Below are 19,026 nucleotides of genomic sequence, written 5' to 3'. Positions count from 1 at the left end.
TAAAAGTCAATTGAGATGAAATACTCTGGTTTCTTACCTCTGAAAGTTTAAGACTTATTAATTATTTATTTTCTCAAATATAAAATTCTTCTGAAACTAACTATTTTCTGGAGTAAATAATTGCATAATACAAAGTATGTTACATATAAATATTCGACATGAACGCGATAAATAGTACTTTTAATTCTACAGATTTACCTTTGTATTCTCCTGAAGATGTGGATTTGGAAGTTTTCAACTCTATCCGAAGTCCCGATGACATGCAAGGAAAGCCTGTAGAGGATATGAAACGATTGTTTCATAAAGAAGTTGTCGTTGATGATGAAACCTCAATAGATATAGAAACTATTCGGGTACCAGGGTTTATTGGGATTGCAGATGGGGAGACGATTACTAACTTTGAAGGAAAAACGGTTTCTGGACATCAAGATATCATTCAATTTCTCGATAGATACGGTTTGCTAGTTTGCACCTATCAATACAATAAGGATCGTTACGGTCAAGCCGTCGATTTACGTCATCCTCCCCAGAGTAATTATGACATCCATAATTTGATGGAAATTTTCATCAAAAATGAGGGACATCACTCTGGTGTAATTGTACCTGTTATTAGAGAAAGTGGAGCCAAAGCTTTTGCCTCTTTTAACGAACCCGATGATTACCATAAGGGTTTATATGGAGAAAATGGGTTTGTTGCAGTAGCACAACACTTAGTTTTTCCCAAATTTGTGACGCCAGATCTGCAGAGGGGATATACCAATAGCATTATCTGTTGGATGGGACTAATGAATCCCTTCGTTCAATTTTCCAGCAATAATTTTAATGGAGGAGACCCCACTCGCGTTCTTAATAAGACTAGTCTCAAAGAATTGCTCAAAAATTGTGCTTTAGCTAGTCTAGGTGATGAAAGCGCAGTAGAATTCCTTAATAATCCTGAAAATAAAGCTTATTGCTCTGAATTTGTTTATATCAGTTTGAATACTATCGTTTATCCCTTTAATCTCAAAGGGTTAACTTCAATATTAGATGGGGATGAAGGTAAAGCCAAAGAAATTCTGGAAATTCAGAAGCAACAGAATGGCAGACAAGAAAATATTCTCAGTAGCAAAAGCTTAAACCCACAATTAAAAGCTTTTAATATTCCAATGCCAATTGTACCTCCTGATTTACCACCCTTGGATGTACTCATGACAAACAATGGAATTGCTGTAGATCCTAACAGTATTCCTTTTCCACCTTTTACCCTTTCTCAAGTATTGCGTCGTGCTTTCCGTACTTTGTTACCCCGTCATCAAGACGTTAATGATACCAAAATTATTGAAGCACAAGTGAAGCTTTTTGGATATTTAGAGCCTCTAATCTTAAGACAATTGGGTCTTGACAATTCTTCTTTGAGCAGAATAAGTCAAGAATCAAGTACAGAAATAGATCAGAAAGTAAAATCAGTGCGGGAATTTATCGCCTTTACTCAATCGACCTTACAACAAAACTATAGCAGTTATGCCGAACTCGATTTGATTGTCGATAAAATTATGACAAAAGTAGATGAATTGATCGGCGCAGATGATGCAAAATATTTTGTTCCACCACGCATTTATGTAGACTTGGGACAAAATGATGGTGATGGAAATTTACCTCAAGGTTGGGGATTTAAGTTGAATACTGTAGGTGCATTAATCTATCGAGGTGCACTAAGGGATATCTCTGTAAATATTCCACCATTAACACCAAAAGTTTCTCCAGAGAATAGTTCTCAAGGTAGAAAATCGCAACTAAGGTGATTCTTATACCAATTCAATAAATCATTGCAACAGATTCTCCGGTAGAGACGTTGCATGCAACGTCTCTACAAAATCTATCTGTCTCATTATTTTTCTAAATTGGTATTACGTTCGTTAGACGCGATATATCGCGTCTGATACGAATCAAATAAAATTTATCATTTGAACTTAAACAGTTTTTTGCTTTGTTTAGAAGATAGGAACACAAAAAAGTTACCAATAAATTTATTTCTTCAATTCCGCATGAAGACCTACTGATTGCAGATATCAATCTTACTGAAGTTACTAATACTATTGTTACTGGTATCGATAGTACTTTTTGTTCTCAGTGTTTACGTAATCAATGTCACATTTTGAGATGATTTAGCAATTAAATATTGATAATCACCTAAGAGGTATTCCATGAAGCGATCGCAATACTAAGATTAGTTTTAATTATTCAACCTCATCGATTATTAACAGTATTGAATCAAAACCAATAGACATGTGATTATGATGATGTGAGTAGATGTCTATGGTTAATAACCAATAGCTATCAAAAAATAAATCAACAATAAATTTGCACGCACTAATCGTCATAAGTAAAGTTTAAAATAACAATATTATTTTGATCGCCCGGTTTATTACATAAGATTTCTTGACCTTTTGTATGCTCGTCTTTAATACATGTCACTTGGTCTTCTAATGCTTGTAAATTATTTTTATATTTTTCCGGATCGATATTGAAACCGCGACGAAATTGACGCCAAGCAACATCAAGGTTTTTATCTCCGCAACGCATCTCAACCTCTCCACCCTTGGCGTCAACTTCATTAAGCTTAAGTTCTTTCACTGGATTTTCTATGTCAACAAATTTGCAATTCTGTACTTTCGGAGAACGGTCGCAAGAAGCTAAAATGGTTAATACCGCTAAGGCAAACATCCCATTGAAAATCTTGATTAATTTGTCCATACTTTATACTTTGAGATATGAATTATCTCAGATAAACTTTAATGCAATCTAATTACCCTTCGCTCATGATTGTATCAAGATTATATATATTTTTTTGTTTTTGAATAAAAATTTTTGAGGCTTACCGATAGTACTTATCCATTAAATGTGGCTTTTTGGTGCTTGGAAGAGAGTAAGATATTTTATTCTCAATATTTAAATTTCCACTTACTCTGCAATCTATAAATGCTAAAGATTTTGTGAAGAAAATATTCTAGAAACGTAATTCGAGCCACAAATACACGCTTTGCAAAAGCGCTAATAGATTCTGTAATCTGTTTAAGTATTTATGAATTTCATAATCAACTAATTTATACCTTAAACTCCTATAGTAGTTTGTACTATCTGATTTGTTTAAATATTCATTATTTGAGATATAAATTATTTTAAACGTGACAAAATGGAATAAAAAACTGTGCCCATTAATTTATTCGAATATGAAGAATTAGCAAAAAAACAATTGTCTCAAATGGCGTTTGATTATTACAGCAGTGGTGCGTGGGATGAATTGACCCTACGTGATAATAGGGTAGCCTTTGAGCGTATGAAATTAAAACCCCGCGTACTTATAGATGTTAGCGATCGCAATTTGAGTACTTCAATTTTAGGACAATCTCTGCAATCTCCTCTGTTAACTGCACCGATGGCTTTTCAATGCTTAGCCCATGAAGAGGGAGAAATTGCAACAGCACGAGCGGCAAAAAAAGCCGGTGTTGGTATGACACTAAGTACCATGTCTACTAAAAGTATTGAAGAAGTAGCAACGCAAGGTAATTATTCAGATATTAATTCTTCAAGTAATAATTCTAATAATACTCCCAGATGGTTTCAACTTTATATCCATAAGGATCGAGATTTAACCAGTAACTTAGTAAAAAGAGCTTATGCTGCTGGTTACAATGCACTTTGTTTGACTGTAGATGCTCCAGTTTTAGGACAGCGAGAACGGGACAGACGGAACGAATTTACTTTACCAGCAGGTTTAAATTTAGCTAATCTTGCCAGCATATCAGATTTGGAAATTCCCACTGAGCATGGCGAATCAGGATTACTGTTATACTTCGCCCAACAGCTAGACCCAGCAATCACTTGGAAAGATTTAGCATGGTTGCGATCGCTATCTCCCCTACCCTTGATCGTTAAAGGAATTTTGCGGGGTGACGATGCTCTTCGCGCTGTTGAATACGGGGCTAAAGCTATTATTGTTTCTAACCACGGTGGGCGTCAACTTGATGGCGCGATCGCTTCTTTTGATGCTTTACCTGAAGTTATTACAGCTGTCGATGGTCAAGTTCCAATACTTGTAGATGGTGGTATTCGTCGAGGGGTAGATATTCTCAAAGCATTAGCCTTGGGTGCTTCTGGAGTACTAATTGGAAGACCGATTTTGTGGGGTCTTGCGGTGGGAGGAGAAGCAGGAGTAACTCATGTTCTAGACATTTTACGAAATGAACTATCTGTTGCAATGGCATTATGTGGTTGTAGCAGAATCCAAGATATTGATTTGAGTTTGGTGAGATAAACTCAAAAATCCTTGGGAAATATACCTTATAACCCAATACAGTTCAGTTAAGACTAAATTAGTTGGTAGAGACGTTGCATGCAACGTCTCTACAGACCTGAAATCATCACTAAAAAACCTTAACTGAAGCGTATCTGTGGGGGCGAAGTAATGTTAGCTAAGCGGGGCGCGTTATAGACAGCAAAGCTGTATGACTACGTCACGCAATACCTACGGTACGCTACGCTAGCAACGCTAACATCCGCTAGGATGCGGGCAAACACAAAGTGTTAGCAAGGCACACAGACACTTTAGTGTCTACAGCGCACAGTAATGAGTAATAAGTAGTAAGTAATAAGTAATAAGTAATAAGTAAAAGGGTTATTAGGTAATAACCACCGTCTTTTCAAGAGGGTTATATAGTAACTAATTAAGCGGACTTGATATGACTTCTGACTTCTGACTTCTGACTTCTAACTCCTGACTCCTGACCCCTAACTTCTGACTTCTGACTTCTGACTTCTAACTCCTGACTCCTGACCCCTGACTTCTGACTTCTAACTCCTGACTTCTAACTCCTGACTTCTAACTCCTGACTTCTGACTTCTAACTCCTGACCCCTGACTCCTGACTCCTGACCCCTGACTCCTGACCCCTGACTCCTGACTTCTGACTTCTGACTCCTGACCCCTGACTTCTGACTTCTGACTCCTGACTTCTAACTCCTGACTTCTAACTCCTGACTTCTAACTCCTGACTTCTGACTTCTAACTCCTGACTCCTGACCCCTGACTCCTGACTCCTGACCCCTGACTCCTGACCCCTGACTCCTGACCCCTGACTCCTGACTTCTGACTTCTGACTCCTGACCCCTGACTCCTGACTTCTGACTTCTGACTCCTGACCCCTGACTTCTGACTTCTAACTCCTGACCCCTGACCCCTAAACCTCCCCAAAAGCAAACACTAATTACCAATTAATGCAGCTTGTTGTCCCTCTGGAGAAGTTGCGTAACCCAAAAATGCTTTTACTCCAGAACTAGGAGGATTTTTATAAACGTAAAATAACTCTCTAGTATATGGATAATTGGCAGCCTCAGGTGTTACTCCATCTACCCTAAGTACCCGCGCTGTTGATTGATTTTGCACCTGAGCAAAAGTTGCATAACCAATCCCGTTAAGTCCCAGAACGCGTATTAGCCCTGTGGTTTCATCTCGTGGTAGCGTAGTTATATTTGGTGTGGTACCAAAATCATTTCCTCCAAGGGCCAACTTCTTAAAAGTTTGGTGGGTACCACTCACCGGAGGACGGTTAATTACTAGGATACTTCCATTAGAACCACCGACTTGCGACCAGTTATTAACTTTTCCTTCGAAAATATCTTTTACTTGAGCGCTAGTTAATCCTTCCTGGATAAAAGAATTATCTCTACCTACAATTACTGCGATCGCATCACTAGCTATTGGAACCGCAACTAATCCTTGAGCTTTTTCTTCTGGTTTTAGAGGTCTAGAAGTTGCAGCGATATCAATTTTACTATCAATCAGAGCATTAATACCATTACTGCTACCGGTAGCTGATGTGAGTATACTTGTACCTTGAAACTTCCTCTCAAAACTTCTTTTGAGATTTTGATTAATTGTTACCATAGTGGTAGAACCATCAATTCTTATATCAGTACCACTAGAAACAGAATTTGGCGAAGGGAAAGCTTCAGGGATTGGTGCTGCTACCGGTGCTTGAGTAACTTCAGGGGCTACTTGATTTTGATTATTTTTAGGAAGTATTTGAACGTTATCCTGTTGCGTAGGATTACGCATGAAGAACCACCAATAACCCCCACCAAGCAAAACTATAAATAAGAGTATAAAAACAATAGGAGGAGGACCTTTTCTCTGACTCATAAAATTTAATTTATTTTTGTTTACTCACACCTTATTGCTCTAAGTATAAATCCGACTAGGATAATAAAAGAAGTTACAAAATAACAATTTTTTCTTCGATTTAAATCAATAACTTTGGGGTCAGTACTGAGCAAACAAAGTAAATCGATATTTTTTCTGTAATATGTGGTTTTATAGATAGGTCGATTAATTAATTGACTTACTTACTTACTTACTATGGTAATTTCTTGGGGTCGGAATCTTCTAACATTTGTAAGCGACGAGCAACTTCATCATCCAAGGTCATATTTTCCAAGTCAGCTTGCAGTTTTTCCGCTCGATTTTCCGAAAGTTCAGCCAAAGCTTCTGCACTTAAATTTCGCCGTTCCACAGCACTTTTAGCGGCTTCAAATTGATTTTTTGCAGAACCAATGTCAAATTCATTATTAACTTTGGCAATTTGTTCTAATGCAGCATTGACTTCAGACATATCTTTCATATTCTGCATTTCAGTCTTATAAGCTTCTAGCTTAATCCGTTCTCGCTTGAGCTTATCTTTGGAAGCAGTTACTGCATTTTCGGCTTGCTTGACCATTTCTTCAAGCTTCGGCAAAATCTGTTCTACTTGGACAACTCTGGTCATAGCCATTCGTGCAGCTTCTTCGTTACTCTGTTTCTTTGCTGTTAAAGCTTGTCTTTCAAAGGTTTGCAACTCTTTGACTTTATCTTCATACTTTTGCTTTGCTCTTTTATAAGCACCTTCTTGAGCAGCCACAGCTTGTGCTAACTTTTGCACAGATTCTTGCATTGATTGTAGAGATTCTTCTGCAACTGCTACAGCAACTTTACCACCAGACTCTACGGGTAATCCCCATAACCAGTTCCAAATACTAATGGTTACACGTCCGGCTTTATCACCCATTAGCCAGTAAATAAATTTTTTCATGAATTAAATATATAAACAGACACAATAATAAACGCGAGTAATAATTATGATTTATGATCCAGCTTGGCCGCAATATTTTTACTTTCTTTACTTCATTATTGAGTAATGCAATCGAGCTTAATTTTTAGAGTCAAAACTTTTAGAGTCAAAACCTTTCAAATTAAACAGCTACTACTTAAAAATGAATTGAAGTTTTGTGGTACTGTATATCTGCTATGGTAACACCTTAAAGTTTGTAAAGCGCCTGATATGAGGCGTGTAATTTTCCATAAGGTTAAGATAAGAATTGGGAATTAGGTGACGCCCACGCTGCTATTACAGTGATAAACTACATTCCCAGTCGCCAGTCGCTATATGCCGCAGGCGGCACGCAGTGCTATCCCCAATCCCTAAAACTGTGAATCGATTACTTATCAACTAATGCAACTTTTTTCCCTTGTGGGGAAGTTGCGTAACCTAGAAATGCTTTTACTGCAGGACTAGGAGGATTTTTGTAAACGTAAAACAAATTTCGCTTATAGGGATAGTTAGAAGCTTGCGGTGTAAGACCATCTATAGGAATTACCCGCGCCATTGATTGATTTTGAACCTGGGGAAAGGTAGCGTAAGCAATACCATTAAGTGACAAAGCACGGATCAATCCTGTAGTTTCATCCCGTGGTAACGTCGTGATGTTTGGTGTTGTACCAAAATTATTTCCTCCAAGAGCTACCTTTTTAAAGGTTTGATGGGTACCGCTAACAGGAGGACGATTCATTACTAAAATACTTCCATCAGATCCACCTACTTCCGACCAGTTATTAACTTTGCCTTGAAAAATATCTGCTACTTGATTGCTAGTTAATCCTTCTTTGATGAAGAGATTATCTTTACCCACCATTACTGCGATCGCATCACTACCCATAGGTATTGCAACTAATCCCTGAGCTTCTTCTTCTGGAGTCAGAGTTCTAGAAACTGCAGCGATATCAACTTTATTATCAATCAGAGCTTTAATACCATGACCACTACCATAAGCGGTTGTGACTACGCTTGTACCTTGAAATTTGCTCTCAAAACCTTTCTGGAGATTTTGATTAATTATCGCCATGCTGGTAGAACCATCAATTTTTATATTCGTACCGGGAGCGACAGAAGTTGGTTTGGAAAAACTTAGAGATACAGGTTGATTTTTTTGAGTACTTTCTCGATTAATTGGATTATTTGCTAATTTTTGTTTGTTACTCTGTGCTTTGAGATCGGATTTGTCCTTTTGAATAATCAAACTGTTAGCCAAGAATTTTTTGCTATCCAGTGCTTTTGTCTCAGACTTCCCCTCTAGAGTAATGGGATTATTTGACAATAGTTTTTTACTATTTTGTGCTGTAACGTCAGATTTACTCGCAAGCAACCACCAATAACTACCACCAAGCAACAGTATCGGTAAAAGCATAGAAAATATTGGGGAAAGGCTGCTTTTTTTACTCATAAAGTTTGATTTCTTTATTGTTGTTTACTGATGTATCCCAGTTATCAGTATAAATGTTGTCAGAGAAATTACAAACCTGAATATATCGCTACACATAAATTGAAACAGACCGCGATCTTAGGGTGTTAACGGCTAGCGCAACTTACTGTAAGTATTGTGGAGCATCAGATAGCAAAAGTTAAAAGATAAAAAAATAGAGATGCAACATAACTACATCTCTACAGCCGAATTAATATTAATTTCAATTAATTATTAATTTCTATTGATTACTAATTTCTATCAATAATTAATTACCAACCAATGCAGCTTGTTGTCCTTCGGGAGAAGTTGCGTAACCCAAGAAATCTTGAACTGGACGACTGGGAGGATTTTTATAAACGTAAGATAACTGTCGAACGTAGGGATAGTTAGCAGCTTCCGGTTTGAGACTATCTATGGGAAGTACCCGCGCTGTTGACTGGTTTTGAACCTGAGCAAAAGTAGCGTAGCCAATACCATTAACTCCTAAAGAGCGGATTAGCCCAGTTGTTTCATCCCTTGGTAAAGTAGTGATATTTAATGTAGTACCGAAGTTATTACCTTTAAGTACCAATTCTTTAAAAGTCTGATGGGTACCGCTAACCGCAGGACGATTAATTACTCGGATACTTCCATTTGAACCACCGACCTGAGACCAGTTATTAACTTTACCTTGAAATATATCTGCCACTTGATCGGTGGTTAACCCTCCGCGGATAAAAGAATTATCTATGCCGACGATGATTGCGATCGCATCGTTTGCAACGGGTACTGCGACCAATCCTTGACTTTGTTCTTGTTGAGTTAGGGGTCTAGAAACCGCAGCAATGTCAATGGTACCTTTACTTAAAGCTTGGATACCATTACTGCTACCCTTGGCATTTGTTATAACACTCGCACCTTGAAATTTTTTTTCAAAACCTCTTTTGAGATTTTGATTAATGGTCACCATACTGGTAGAACCATCAATTCTTACACTAGTATCTGGAGATACGGAAGTTGGTGCGGGAAAAACAGGAGTAACTTGTTGATAACCTTGACCTGTTTGATTTTTAGACGATTGACCACTATTTTGTACCGTGGTTTCTGGCTTACGCATGAAGAACCACCAATAACCACCACCGAGCAAAGCTAGGAATAAAAGTATAAAAACAATCGGGGGAGGACCACTTTTTTTACTCATAATATTTAATTTGATTTGTAGTTAAAACTTAAACTTACGTATTTACTTATTCTGGTAGTTGCTTAGGATCGGAATCTTCTAAAATTTGTAGACGACGAGCAACTTCGTCATCTAAAGTCATATTTTCCAAATCAGCTTGTAACTTTTCCGCCGGATTTTCTGATAATTCAGCCAAGGCTTCCGCACTTAAGTTTCGACGTTCGACTGCACCTTTGGCTGCTTCAAATTGACTTTTCGCTGAACCGATATCAAATTCGTTGTTAACTTTCGCAATCTGTTCTAATGCGGCATTGACCTCAGAAATATCTTTCATATTCTGCATGTCAGCCTTATATGATTCTAACTTAATCCGTTCCCGGTTTAGCTTATCTTTGGAAGCATTGACTGCTGTTTCAGCTTGTTTAACCATCTCTTCAAGCTTCGGTAAAATCTGTTCCGCTTGGACAACTCTAGTCATCGCCAGCCTTGCAGCTTCTTGATTCCCCTGTTTTTGTGCAGTCAAAGCTTGTTTTTCAAAGGTTTTTAGCTCTTTGATTTTTTCTTCATATTTTTGCTTTGCCCTTTTATAAGCACCTTCTTGACCGGCAACTGCTTGTGCTAATTTTTGCACGGATTCTTGCATTGATTGTAGCGATTCCTCCGCAACCGCTACGGCAACTTTACCACCAGATTCTACGGGTATTCCCCATAACCAATTCCAAGCTCCAACTACAGTACGACCGGCTTTGTCACCCATCAGCCAATAAATAACTTTTTTCATTTTAAGTAAAAATAAATACTGAATTACTGTAAGTGCGTAAACACTCAGATTGTAACTTTATAAAACTAGGATGTGTCCAAGTATAATACCTGAAAGCTAATATAAAAATAGTTACTTAATACCTAGATGACTTGCTACCGCATATATACTAAACTTATTGGGACGCTCGCAGTATTTTAACCCTGCAATAACATATTAAAAATGACTTCTGCACCTAATCTTAATTATGATCATCTGTTTTATGCAGGCAGGAAAATGAAAGCTAAATTTTATTTGTAGCTTGATTTTACCTATAAAATTAACTGATGTTCTCCCTTCGTCTTATAAACGTGGGACTATAAGAATCACCCAGTAATTGTTATTTATTTGTGAATAAAATACTTGCAGAAATCAAAATAGATAATGTATCCACTCCATTTATCCACATTTCTAAGTCATCGGAAGTGTATAGGAGGAAGGAAGGATATGAAAATCGAGTGCCAAATTTACTAATGGGACCCCAAGGATTTATTTGGTATCCCGATTTTATTGGGTTTGATATGTTGAGCGATGCTGAAAGTTATTGGGTAAAGATAGCAGTTTCTCAAACCTTAGAGATGGATCCAATTATTGCTGCGGCTAAGGACTCCTTTGAAGCTAGTGCGATCGCCCTTCCTTTCCAAATTGTTGATGGGGAACGGGTATATCTTTTTGGAGATGACGATGCTACGATTTTTTCTTTTACATTACCGGTAGGACACTATCAATTATTATTTCAAAATCGCAATTTCACTACGGAGGAGATCGAAAATTCTCCCCATCTCAAATACAGGGATCTTGACGGTGATGATTGTGATCGCATTCCAGAATTATGTATCCTGACCTTTATACCTACAAACACAGCAATTAAACCTGAAATTTTAGTTTATAAAGGTTCTCTTGAAACCACTGAGCCTCCTGAACCGTTAATTCTTTGCGATCAATAATTCTTCTTATTTATGGGATTACTATGAAGGGAACAGGGAGTTAAATGCGTCTTATCTATCTGAGTGGTAAATCTTAATAATCTTAGATGCAATGCTACTGACATTCATATTGCTGTTTTATTGAAAGCTACAGGCTTGTTCAATTACCAATTACCCATTACCCATTACCAATTACCAATTACCCATTACCACCTAATGTAAAGACTTCTTATATTTCTTATGCCCCAAGCTCAGTTATCATGCCAAAAGTGAACGAATAGTCCAAGAAAAGCTGAGCGATGAGTGTTGCTGTCAAAAATCCTCCCGATCTAGCCTCCCGGTTAGTAAATGGAGTGCTATCAATTAAACCTTTAGCTGACTTTGCTAAACACCAAGCACGTCAAATGATGATTAAACGTGCGGAAAAAATTGGCGTACCTTGGACAAAAACAGTCGAACAATTGCAATTACGTAATTGGGAAACCGATTTAGCAAAAGTACAAAATCACCAAATTTCTTATCCAGATTATTACCTCACCTCATTTCATGCTTACGAACAAGGTAATATGAGTTGGCTAGCTGCTTTTGAGGTAGAATCTGCAGCTTACGCCGTTCACGCTAAACTTTGGGGTGGTACCAATTCGGAAGGTGATGCAAAACTACGCCAAAGCTATCACGATGTCCTCAAGGTCGAAATTTCCCAAACACCCGAAAATATTCTAGATTTGGGTTGCAGTGTAGGTCTGAGCACCTTTGCTTTACAAGAAATTTATCCCCACGCCAAAATCACAGGTGTAGATTTATCTCCCTACTTTTTAGCTGTTGCTAACTATAATTCAAAACAACGTCAAGCTAATATCAATTGGGTTCATGCAGCTGCAGAATCCACAGGGTTAAAAGATGCTTTATATGACTTAGTATCTATCTGTTTGGTTTGTCACGAATTACCCCAGTCAGCAACTAGACAGATATTTGCAGAGGCTAAACGTTTGCTGACTCCTGGTGGATATTTTGCAATTATGGATATGAATCCTTGCTCGGAAGCTTTCAAAAAAATGCCACCTTATGTGTTGACATTACTTAAAAGTACTGAGCCTTATCTTGATGAGTACTTCAGTTTCGACATTAAGCAAGCTCTAATTGATGCTGGATTCCAGACTCCTAGCATCAGCTTCAATAGTCCTCGACATCGTACAGTCATTGCTCGGGTATAAAAAATTTGAGCGAACTGAATTATTTAATATTGTGGGGAGTTTTACCACCACTACTACTTTTATTTTACTATTTTCACCGCGTTCCCAATAGCCCGTCCCTGTTTCGTCTACTGTTGTTTTTTGCACTTGGAGCAATTTCTGGTGGGATTGCTCTTATTTTACAATCCAATTTTGAAATAATTCTGGGTACATTTACAAATTGGCAAAGCATTAGAGGCTACCTAGTGGTAGAAATTTGGCGACAACTTGTAAAAGTTGCACCAATTGAAGAAACTTGTAAATTAGCTACTGTATTCTTACCTGCTTGGTTTTTTCAAAGACGGTACAAATTACGACGTACTAGTCTCTTTTTATTTGCGATCGCAGTTTCTTTGGGATTTACTGCCCAACAAAATTGTGTTTCTCTACTTAATGGCACTGAATCAATTGTAGAAAGGTTAATTCGTACGCCAGCACATGCAATGTTTTCTGCACCTTGGGCATATGCGATTGCAATTACTGTTGGATGTAGAATCGATTCCGAAGACGATCGCAAGCTATTTCCCCAAGCTTGGATTAATTCTATAATTTGTCATGCATTGGTAAATATTCTTTCGAGCGCTTCGCGCGAGCCTTCACTCAGCTTTTTGAACTATGGGTTATTCCCATTATTATTGTGGATGTTCTGGCGCTTGGAACAATTACTGCGCAAAATCGAACGCAAGTCGTCAATAATTCTCGTCACAGCAAAAACTCCCAAACATCGTTACTTCCAGCGCGGTTTGATTTTATTAACCTTGATATTAGGTGGTAATGCAATTTTTGGTTTATTTCTTCTTGCTCGAATTTTAAGTCCCTTAAGCTGGGGAGAATTTTTCGGGTCAAGTATTTTGTGGTTTACACTAAGTCGTTCTTTAGTAAATATAGGTTTTGGGATCTTAGCTTGGGGAATATATCGCTACCTATACTTTTCCGGAACCCAGTATTTACCACAGAAGCTTGATGGGTTAGAGCATACTGAAGAATCACCTTATAGCAGAAGTCAGGAGACAGGAGACAGGAGTCAGGAGTGAAACCTGCTTTACGTATAATATCATGTCCGCTTAATTACTTATGAAAAAATATGTTTGTTTGTAGTAGCGCTTTAGCGCCAATATCTTTACTATGGCGCTAAAGCGCTACTACGAACCTTATCGCAAGTGTTTTACCGGACATGATATAACTTCTAGCTTTTTGGCTACACCTCACTTACTTGCAATCCGCTATAAGTTTTTTTAGAAGTTTTCTGGAGGTTAGAAACTCCAAATAATAAAATGTAGAGACGCTAAAGTAGAGGTGTTCTATGGAACGTCTCTACAAAATCTCTACAAAGTTTATTGCTTAAAGAAAGCTTGTTATACCTGCATCAATACAGGCTGATTTTGAACGCCAGTTTGGGAATTATCTCCAGATTCGGTGCAATAGATTTCACAAGAATTATTTGGGCTTTCGATTAGCTTAACCTTATGAAGTTTTGCTCCTAATTCCTTGATCGGCGATTGCAATAAGTTACTAATATGCAAAGCAATGTTCTCGGCGGTAGGAACAACAGAAGCAAAATGAGGTATGTCTTTATTTAAGAAAGTGTGGTCGAATGGTTCGACAACTAAGTCTTCGATGACTTGATTTAACTCTCCTAAATCAACAATCATTCCAGTTCGTCCATCAATTTCCCCTTTGACGGTAACTTCTAAATGATAATTATGTCCGTGTCCATTAGGGCGAGCACATTTACCGTAAATCTCAAAATTATTTTCAAGACTCAGGTCGGGGTGCGCTAATCTGTGAGCAGCACTAAAGTGAGTACTAACAGTTAAATAAGATTCCATTCCGTTTCCCATATATTCAGCCCAAAGTTCTGGGTGTTCAAACAACTGCACGCGGACTAAAGGTAACTGAGGTACTAGACGTTGCCAAATAATTCGGGCAATATTTTCAGTAGTAGGGAGTGTTTCTTGAAACTCTTCCCACACATCATTGAGATAGGAAAAATCAAGTTGAGAAGTAACTTCCTTCTTGATTACTTGTTTGACATCAGATAAATTTAGTACCATTCCATATTCGTCTAGTTCCCCAGCGAGGGAAATAAACAAGACATAATTATGTCCGTGTCCGGGGAACCGCGAACAAGCACCAAATTTATCTTTATTTTCAGATTCGCTCAATTCTGGTAGCCAATATCGGTGACTAGCAGAAAATTGAGCGCGACGATTAACTATGCATTGCATGAGCGAACTCTTAGCAAAACTTAAAATTTCTTAAACTTTCTCTGATACCAGCATAAACCAATTTTGTTAATTAATTTTGTTATTGCCCGTTTATTGGGGAAGTTATCAAAAATACTTGCTATATAAAAAATGAAGGTATAATATTATAGTTGATATTTTGCCAGTTCACAAGCATTGATGTCTTGATGAAAGCTTTGTATATAATTACTTTGAAGTTTATTTGTTATATCAACTTGGTATCCGATTCTGAGTAGCAGATTTCCTTTTGTTATAGCTGAATATTCTTAGTTGCCTTGCATTTGAGAATTTTAAAGATTGAGGCCTCGATTCTTAACTTATTTCTAATTTTTACCATCTTGATTGACGCAAAATTTATTATCTTGAGTCAATTTGATTTGATATCGATTTATCTTTAATTATCAAAATTAATGAGATATCTGTAATTAATTATGATACCTAATTTTAGTATTGTGATGTTAGGAGGGTCTGGTGCAGGTAAGACCATATATCTTTCTTGTTTATATAATAAGCTCAAAATATTACAACTAGGCAGTTATTATCTTTTTCTAGAATCAAATGGGCAAAGAGAGAATTCTCTAGAAAAAGTTTTTGAAACCTTGGTCTCACCTTCTGAAAATTGGCCTGATGGAACCCGTAGTACACAGATATGGTTTTTCAATTGCTATTTGATAGTTCCAGGTGAAAATCGAGCTTATAAAGCTTGCAAGTTTAGTTATATTGATTATGCTGGCGGAACCTTTATTGAAGGAAATAATGAAAGACTAAAAAGTCAAATAGCATCTGCTGATGTTTTACTTTGCTTATTAGATGGCGCTAAGTTACTAGATTTTATAGAGGATAAAAAGACACAAGATCACGATCAATTTCTTTACGATTTAAGAAAAATGCTTCAAGAGATAACTCAAAATGACCGACACTCACTACCTGTTCATTTCATTATTTCTAAGTGGGATTATATAAAAGAGTTAAGTAAATTTTCATTGCAAGATATAAATAAAAAACTTAAATCAGACATTCCAGAATTTGACAAGTTTTTACAGGCAAGGGATTCACCGAGTACTACTCGTTTAATTCCTATAAGTGCTTTGGGAAGAGATTTTGTTGATTACAGAGGGAGTAGAAGACAGAGATTTATCAATAAAATTAATAAAATGATAAGAAAAAAAATAAATATGACAATGAGCAGAAAGATAGAAGCTTTAAATATTGAAATTCCTTTAGCTTATATTTTGATTGATGTTCTTCAAGGTTCATTAGATAAATATGAAAATAAACAAGGTATAAAATTAGAAGAAATAACAGGATTTAGAAAATTTATTTTAAGTTTAAGATCTTCCGCAATTCTCATCTACTTATTAAACCCATTATCTGAATTTCTACCTAATGGATTTCAATGGATAAGCGTGCGAATACTTGAAGAAATTTTTCGTAAACAATCTAATGACTCTTACATTACAAATGAAAAAAGGAAAGCATTACTTAAGCTAGTAAGGCAATTTAAAGATGATGTACAAAATTTTGAAATATCACCTGAGAATAAAGGAAGCATACTCAAAAAGTGATATTTAGAATTATAAAATTAAAACGTTCACAGAGTGATTTACCGCTAAGATAAAATAATTAAAACGATGCTAAAAGATACCTTATATCCTTTTTTATTTAGTCGTAATCAACAATCAGATTACAAAATAGTTTTAGGACCTCATTTTATCTGGGATGAGGATTTATTACATGTTATTGCTGATACTATTGGAGAGGAAGAGCCAACTGCTAAAGGACAAGTCATACATCGGCAGCTACGAAAAAATCGTATTGGTAACTTAATGTTAATTTTTCGAGTTGTATATGCTGTCTGTAAAGATATTAGTATGCTCTCTAATGAATATTTGAGAGACTCACAAGGTAGGAAAATTCTGCATGCGGAAGGTTTTATTGTTAAAAGTAAAAAACTTGATGTTGACTCACAAGAGCTATTAAATGATTATTTTCATAATATCTCAATGAAGTATTATAAAAAATTTTGGGAACTTGGTACTATAAAAAAATATGCTACGCCTAAAGATTTGGGTATGCATGATTTTGAAGGAGGAAAAATAACTAATTCTTCAAATAAATTGGGTGGCATACTCAACTTACTTTATGATTTGTTTTTATCGTTTTTGGGTATAATAAAATCCGTTATATTTTATCTACGACATTGGATTTCTAGTATTAAATTATTGGGTAAATCTAAGAAGTCTAAGTATCCATTAAGCAGCTTGGTAAGCAAGCCGTCTAGGAAAAGTACCGTTGGAACAGCAATTGTTAACTTATTAGGATACAAGCATCTAATAGTATTAGAAGGGTTTGTTAAGAAGTTTCAGAAGCATTATGGTGATAATCCAAACAAGCTAATTTTTTTGATGATGAAGTTTCCAGATTCCAAAAATACTTCTAGGACAGATTTAATTCTTCGAGATATGTACAATACGATTAAAAAAATTGGAGAGAATTTCGATCTGCAGGTTATTCGATCTGATGAATTTTCGGCTACGCCGGTTACTTGGGATAATGCAAAAGTACACGCAATCTCTTGTTCTTATGGTATAGCTATTTTAGGGTGCGAACATAGTGATGAACTAAATCTTAAAATAGCTATGGAGGCAAGCTATATGGAAGGTTTAGGTAAACAGGTTCTGCTATTGATAGAAGAAGATTTGATCCGTAAGCATAGCGTATATATCCAAGGTCATACTTATGATAGTTTTTCCTGGGAAAATCGTCGATTGCGTAAATCGATTGAAGAGTCAATTACTAAATGGTTAAGGAGTCTTCATATACCAAAAGTTTGAAGTGATGTTGACTACAGTTGTTACTTACCGCGTTTCTCAGGTTATTGCCAAATGGTAGTGCATCAAAAAAGTGATATTTATCAATAACTAAATGCTATCACAAAGTAAACAAATTCAATGTGCTGCTGATACCAACGATCATACGATAAGTAATACCTTTGTAAAATTACTGCGGTCTAGATCTGCGTCTTAAAAAAAGAGTTTAAAGAATATTGATTAAATATAGATTTAAAAAACCAAATCTAACTTTTCTTCCTACTTCTTATATCAATTCAATAAATAATTGCAATAGATTCTCCAGTAGATACGCGTTAGCGCAGCGTAACCGCTAGGTTAACATGTCGCGTCTCTACAAAAATTTATTTGTCTCATGATTTTTCCAAATTGGTATTACTCCTGACTCCTGTCTCCTGACTTACTTCTGACTCCTGTAGAGACGTAGCATGCTACGTCTCTACGACTCCTGACTCCTGTCTTCTTCCTAAGCATATATATTCACAGCATCTTGAGCTTCTTGATGCAATGCATCAGCGATTCGAAACATTTCTTGTCCAGCATGCAAATAACTCTCATCGTAATTGAGGGGAAAATACTCCAACTCATTTAACCCATCTCCAACCCGATCCAAGCAGTAATACAGATGAGCAGCAGCTCTCGCCAAAATAGCAGGATTGGGTAAAGAACGAAAAGTATTTTGTGCTTGCTTAATTTTGTCTTGACAAACTTGTAAATAATCCTGAAACTCTTCTAACAGTTGATCGTCAAAGGGATCTGCAGCCAATTTTTCAATTTGTGGTTGCAAAGAATAAAGAATTTTATGAAGTAAACTACTAACTGGTTTATAAACAAAGCGCAGCCATTCTTCAATTTTCTCGTCTTCATTTTTTCGACGTTTGCGCTTTGCTTGGTGTTGTTGTTGCGCTGTAGCTGCTCTTTTCTGTCTGCGATCGCTAGTTTGTCGGTTGTGACGATCAAAACTGAAGTTTCCAATCCCCAATTGTCGGTCATAGGATTGGCGACGTTGAAGGTCACCTAATATTTCATAAGCAGCATTTATGCGAATAATTCGCTCGTTATCTTTATTTTGCTGATTGGTATCGGGGTGATACCGCTTCACTAAACGACGATAGGCTTGTTTTATTTCCGCTTGACTTGCATCCGGACTAACCTCAAGAATTTCATAATGATTGGGTTCTGCCATATTTAGACATATTTAGAACTCATATTTTAGAGAAAGTA

Annotated in this window: 16 protein-coding genes; 7 read left to right on the top strand and 9 right to left on the bottom strand. The window is 36.7% G+C overall.

The genetic code is table 11. The features are described 5' to 3' along the window. Positions 1–158 precede the first annotated feature (158 nt). The gene (locus BC008_RS09880) at positions 159–1,781 is read left to right on the top strand and encodes a hypothetical protein (RefSeq protein WP_027845328.1); all 1,623 of its coding nucleotides are present in this window, start codon (positions 159–161) and stop codon (positions 1,779–1,781) included. Positions 1,782–2,349: 568 nt separating this feature from the next. On the opposite strand, the gene BC008_RS09875 is transcribed toward BC008_RS09880, so the two are convergent. Beyond that, positions 2,350–2,733: a hypothetical protein gene (locus BC008_RS09875; RefSeq protein WP_027846886.1), complete on the bottom strand. Its 384-nt coding sequence runs from the start codon at positions 2,731–2,733 to the stop codon at positions 2,350–2,352. A gap of 454 nt (positions 2,734–3,187) precedes the next feature. Here BC008_RS09875 and BC008_RS09870 point away from each other — a divergent pair, with 454 nt between their 5' ends. Further along, entirely contained in the window at positions 3,188–4,294 is a 1,107-nt protein-coding gene (locus tag BC008_RS09870) for an alpha-hydroxy acid oxidase (RefSeq protein ID WP_027846885.1), read from the top strand. A gap of 697 nt (positions 4,295–4,991) precedes the next feature. On the opposite strand, the gene BC008_RS09865 is transcribed toward BC008_RS09870, so the two are convergent. The 6 genes from BC008_RS09865 to BC008_RS09840 all read right to left on the bottom strand — a co-directional run bounded on the left by BC008_RS09865 (position 4,992) and on the right by BC008_RS09840 (position 10,531). After that, positions 4,992–5,249: a hypothetical protein gene (locus BC008_RS09865; protein WP_201026104.1), complete on the bottom strand. Its 258-nt coding sequence runs from the start codon at positions 5,247–5,249 to the stop codon at positions 4,992–4,994. Then, a complete protein-coding gene (locus BC008_RS09860) occupies positions 5,239–6,177 on the bottom strand; it encodes a phosphate ABC transporter substrate-binding protein (protein ID WP_027843806.1) in 939 nt (312 codons plus the stop codon). The genes BC008_RS09865 and BC008_RS09860 overlap by 11 nt, the downstream gene beginning before the upstream one ends. A gap of 214 nt (positions 6,178–6,391) precedes the next feature. Beyond that, entirely contained in the window at positions 6,392–7,102 is a 711-nt protein-coding gene (locus tag BC008_RS09855; protein ID WP_027843807.1) for a PspA/IM30 family protein, read from the bottom strand. Between the two features lie 406 nt (positions 7,103–7,508). Further along, positions 7,509–8,570: a phosphate ABC transporter substrate-binding protein gene (locus BC008_RS09850; RefSeq protein ID WP_027843808.1), complete on the bottom strand. Its 1,062-nt coding sequence runs from the start codon at positions 8,568–8,570 to the stop codon at positions 7,509–7,511. A gap of 286 nt (positions 8,571–8,856) precedes the next feature. After that, positions 8,857–9,771 (bottom strand): phosphate ABC transporter substrate-binding protein, encoded by a 915-nt coding sequence (locus BC008_RS09845; protein ID WP_027843809.1) that lies wholly within the window; start codon positions 9,769–9,771, stop codon positions 8,857–8,859. Between the two features lie 46 nt (positions 9,772–9,817). Beyond that, positions 9,818–10,531 carry a PspA/IM30 family protein gene (locus BC008_RS09840; protein ID WP_027843810.1) on the bottom strand — a complete coding sequence of 238 codons (714 nt, stop codon included), beginning with the start codon at positions 10,529–10,531 and terminating at the stop codon, positions 9,818–9,820. Positions 10,532–10,899: 368 nt separating this feature from the next. Between BC008_RS09840 and BC008_RS09835 the strand changes: the two genes are divergently transcribed. The 3 genes from BC008_RS09835 (at position 10,900) to BC008_RS09825 (ending at position 13,741) form a co-directional block, all read left to right on the top strand. Continuing rightward, positions 10,900–11,496, top strand: coding sequence for a hypothetical protein (locus BC008_RS09835; protein ID WP_153009557.1), 597 nt, complete (start codon positions 10,900–10,902; stop codon positions 11,494–11,496). Positions 11,497–11,774: 278 nt separating this feature from the next. Continuing rightward, positions 11,775–12,689, top strand: coding sequence for a class I SAM-dependent methyltransferase (locus tag BC008_RS09830; protein WP_027843812.1), 915 nt, complete (start codon positions 11,775–11,777; stop codon positions 12,687–12,689). Between the two features lie 5 nt (positions 12,690–12,694). Continuing rightward, positions 12,695–13,741 carry a PrsW family glutamic-type intramembrane protease gene (locus tag BC008_RS09825; RefSeq protein ID WP_063800755.1) on the top strand — a complete coding sequence of 349 codons (1,047 nt, stop codon included), beginning with the start codon at positions 12,695–12,697 and terminating at the stop codon, positions 13,739–13,741. A 321-nt stretch (positions 13,742–14,062) separates the two neighbouring features. Here BC008_RS09825 and BC008_RS09820 read toward each other — a convergent pair whose 3' ends face one another. Next, positions 14,063–14,935: a 6-pyruvoyl trahydropterin synthase family protein gene (locus BC008_RS09820; protein ID WP_027843813.1), complete on the bottom strand. Its 873-nt coding sequence runs from the start codon at positions 14,933–14,935 to the stop codon at positions 14,063–14,065. 449 nt (positions 14,936–15,384) lie between these two features. Here BC008_RS09820 and BC008_RS09815 point away from each other — a divergent pair, with 449 nt between their 5' ends. Together BC008_RS09815 and BC008_RS09810 are read left to right on the top strand one after the other, a co-directional pair. After that, positions 15,385–16,518, top strand: coding sequence for a TRAFAC clade GTPase domain-containing protein (locus tag BC008_RS09815; protein WP_027843814.1), 1,134 nt, complete (start codon positions 15,385–15,387; stop codon positions 16,516–16,518). A gap of 66 nt (positions 16,519–16,584) precedes the next feature. Further along, complete coding sequence (locus tag BC008_RS09810) at positions 16,585–17,787, top strand: hypothetical protein (RefSeq protein WP_027843815.1); 1,203 nt, start codon at positions 16,585–16,587, stop codon at positions 17,785–17,787. A gap of 481 nt (positions 17,788–18,268) precedes the next feature. Here BC008_RS09810 and BC008_RS09805 read toward each other — a convergent pair whose 3' ends face one another. Beyond that, positions 18,269–18,988, bottom strand: coding sequence for a J domain-containing protein (locus BC008_RS09805; RefSeq protein WP_027843816.1), 720 nt, complete (start codon positions 18,986–18,988; stop codon positions 18,269–18,271). Between the last annotated feature and the right edge of the window lie 38 nt (positions 18,989–19,026).

Source organism: Mastigocoleus testarum BC008 (genome assembly GCF_001456025.1).
Lineage (GTDB): Bacteria > Cyanobacteriota > Cyanobacteriia > Cyanobacteriales > Nostocaceae > Mastigocoleus > Mastigocoleus testarum.
Note: the sequence above shows the minus strand (reverse complement) of the source record. Positions and strands in the feature narration are given on the sequence as shown.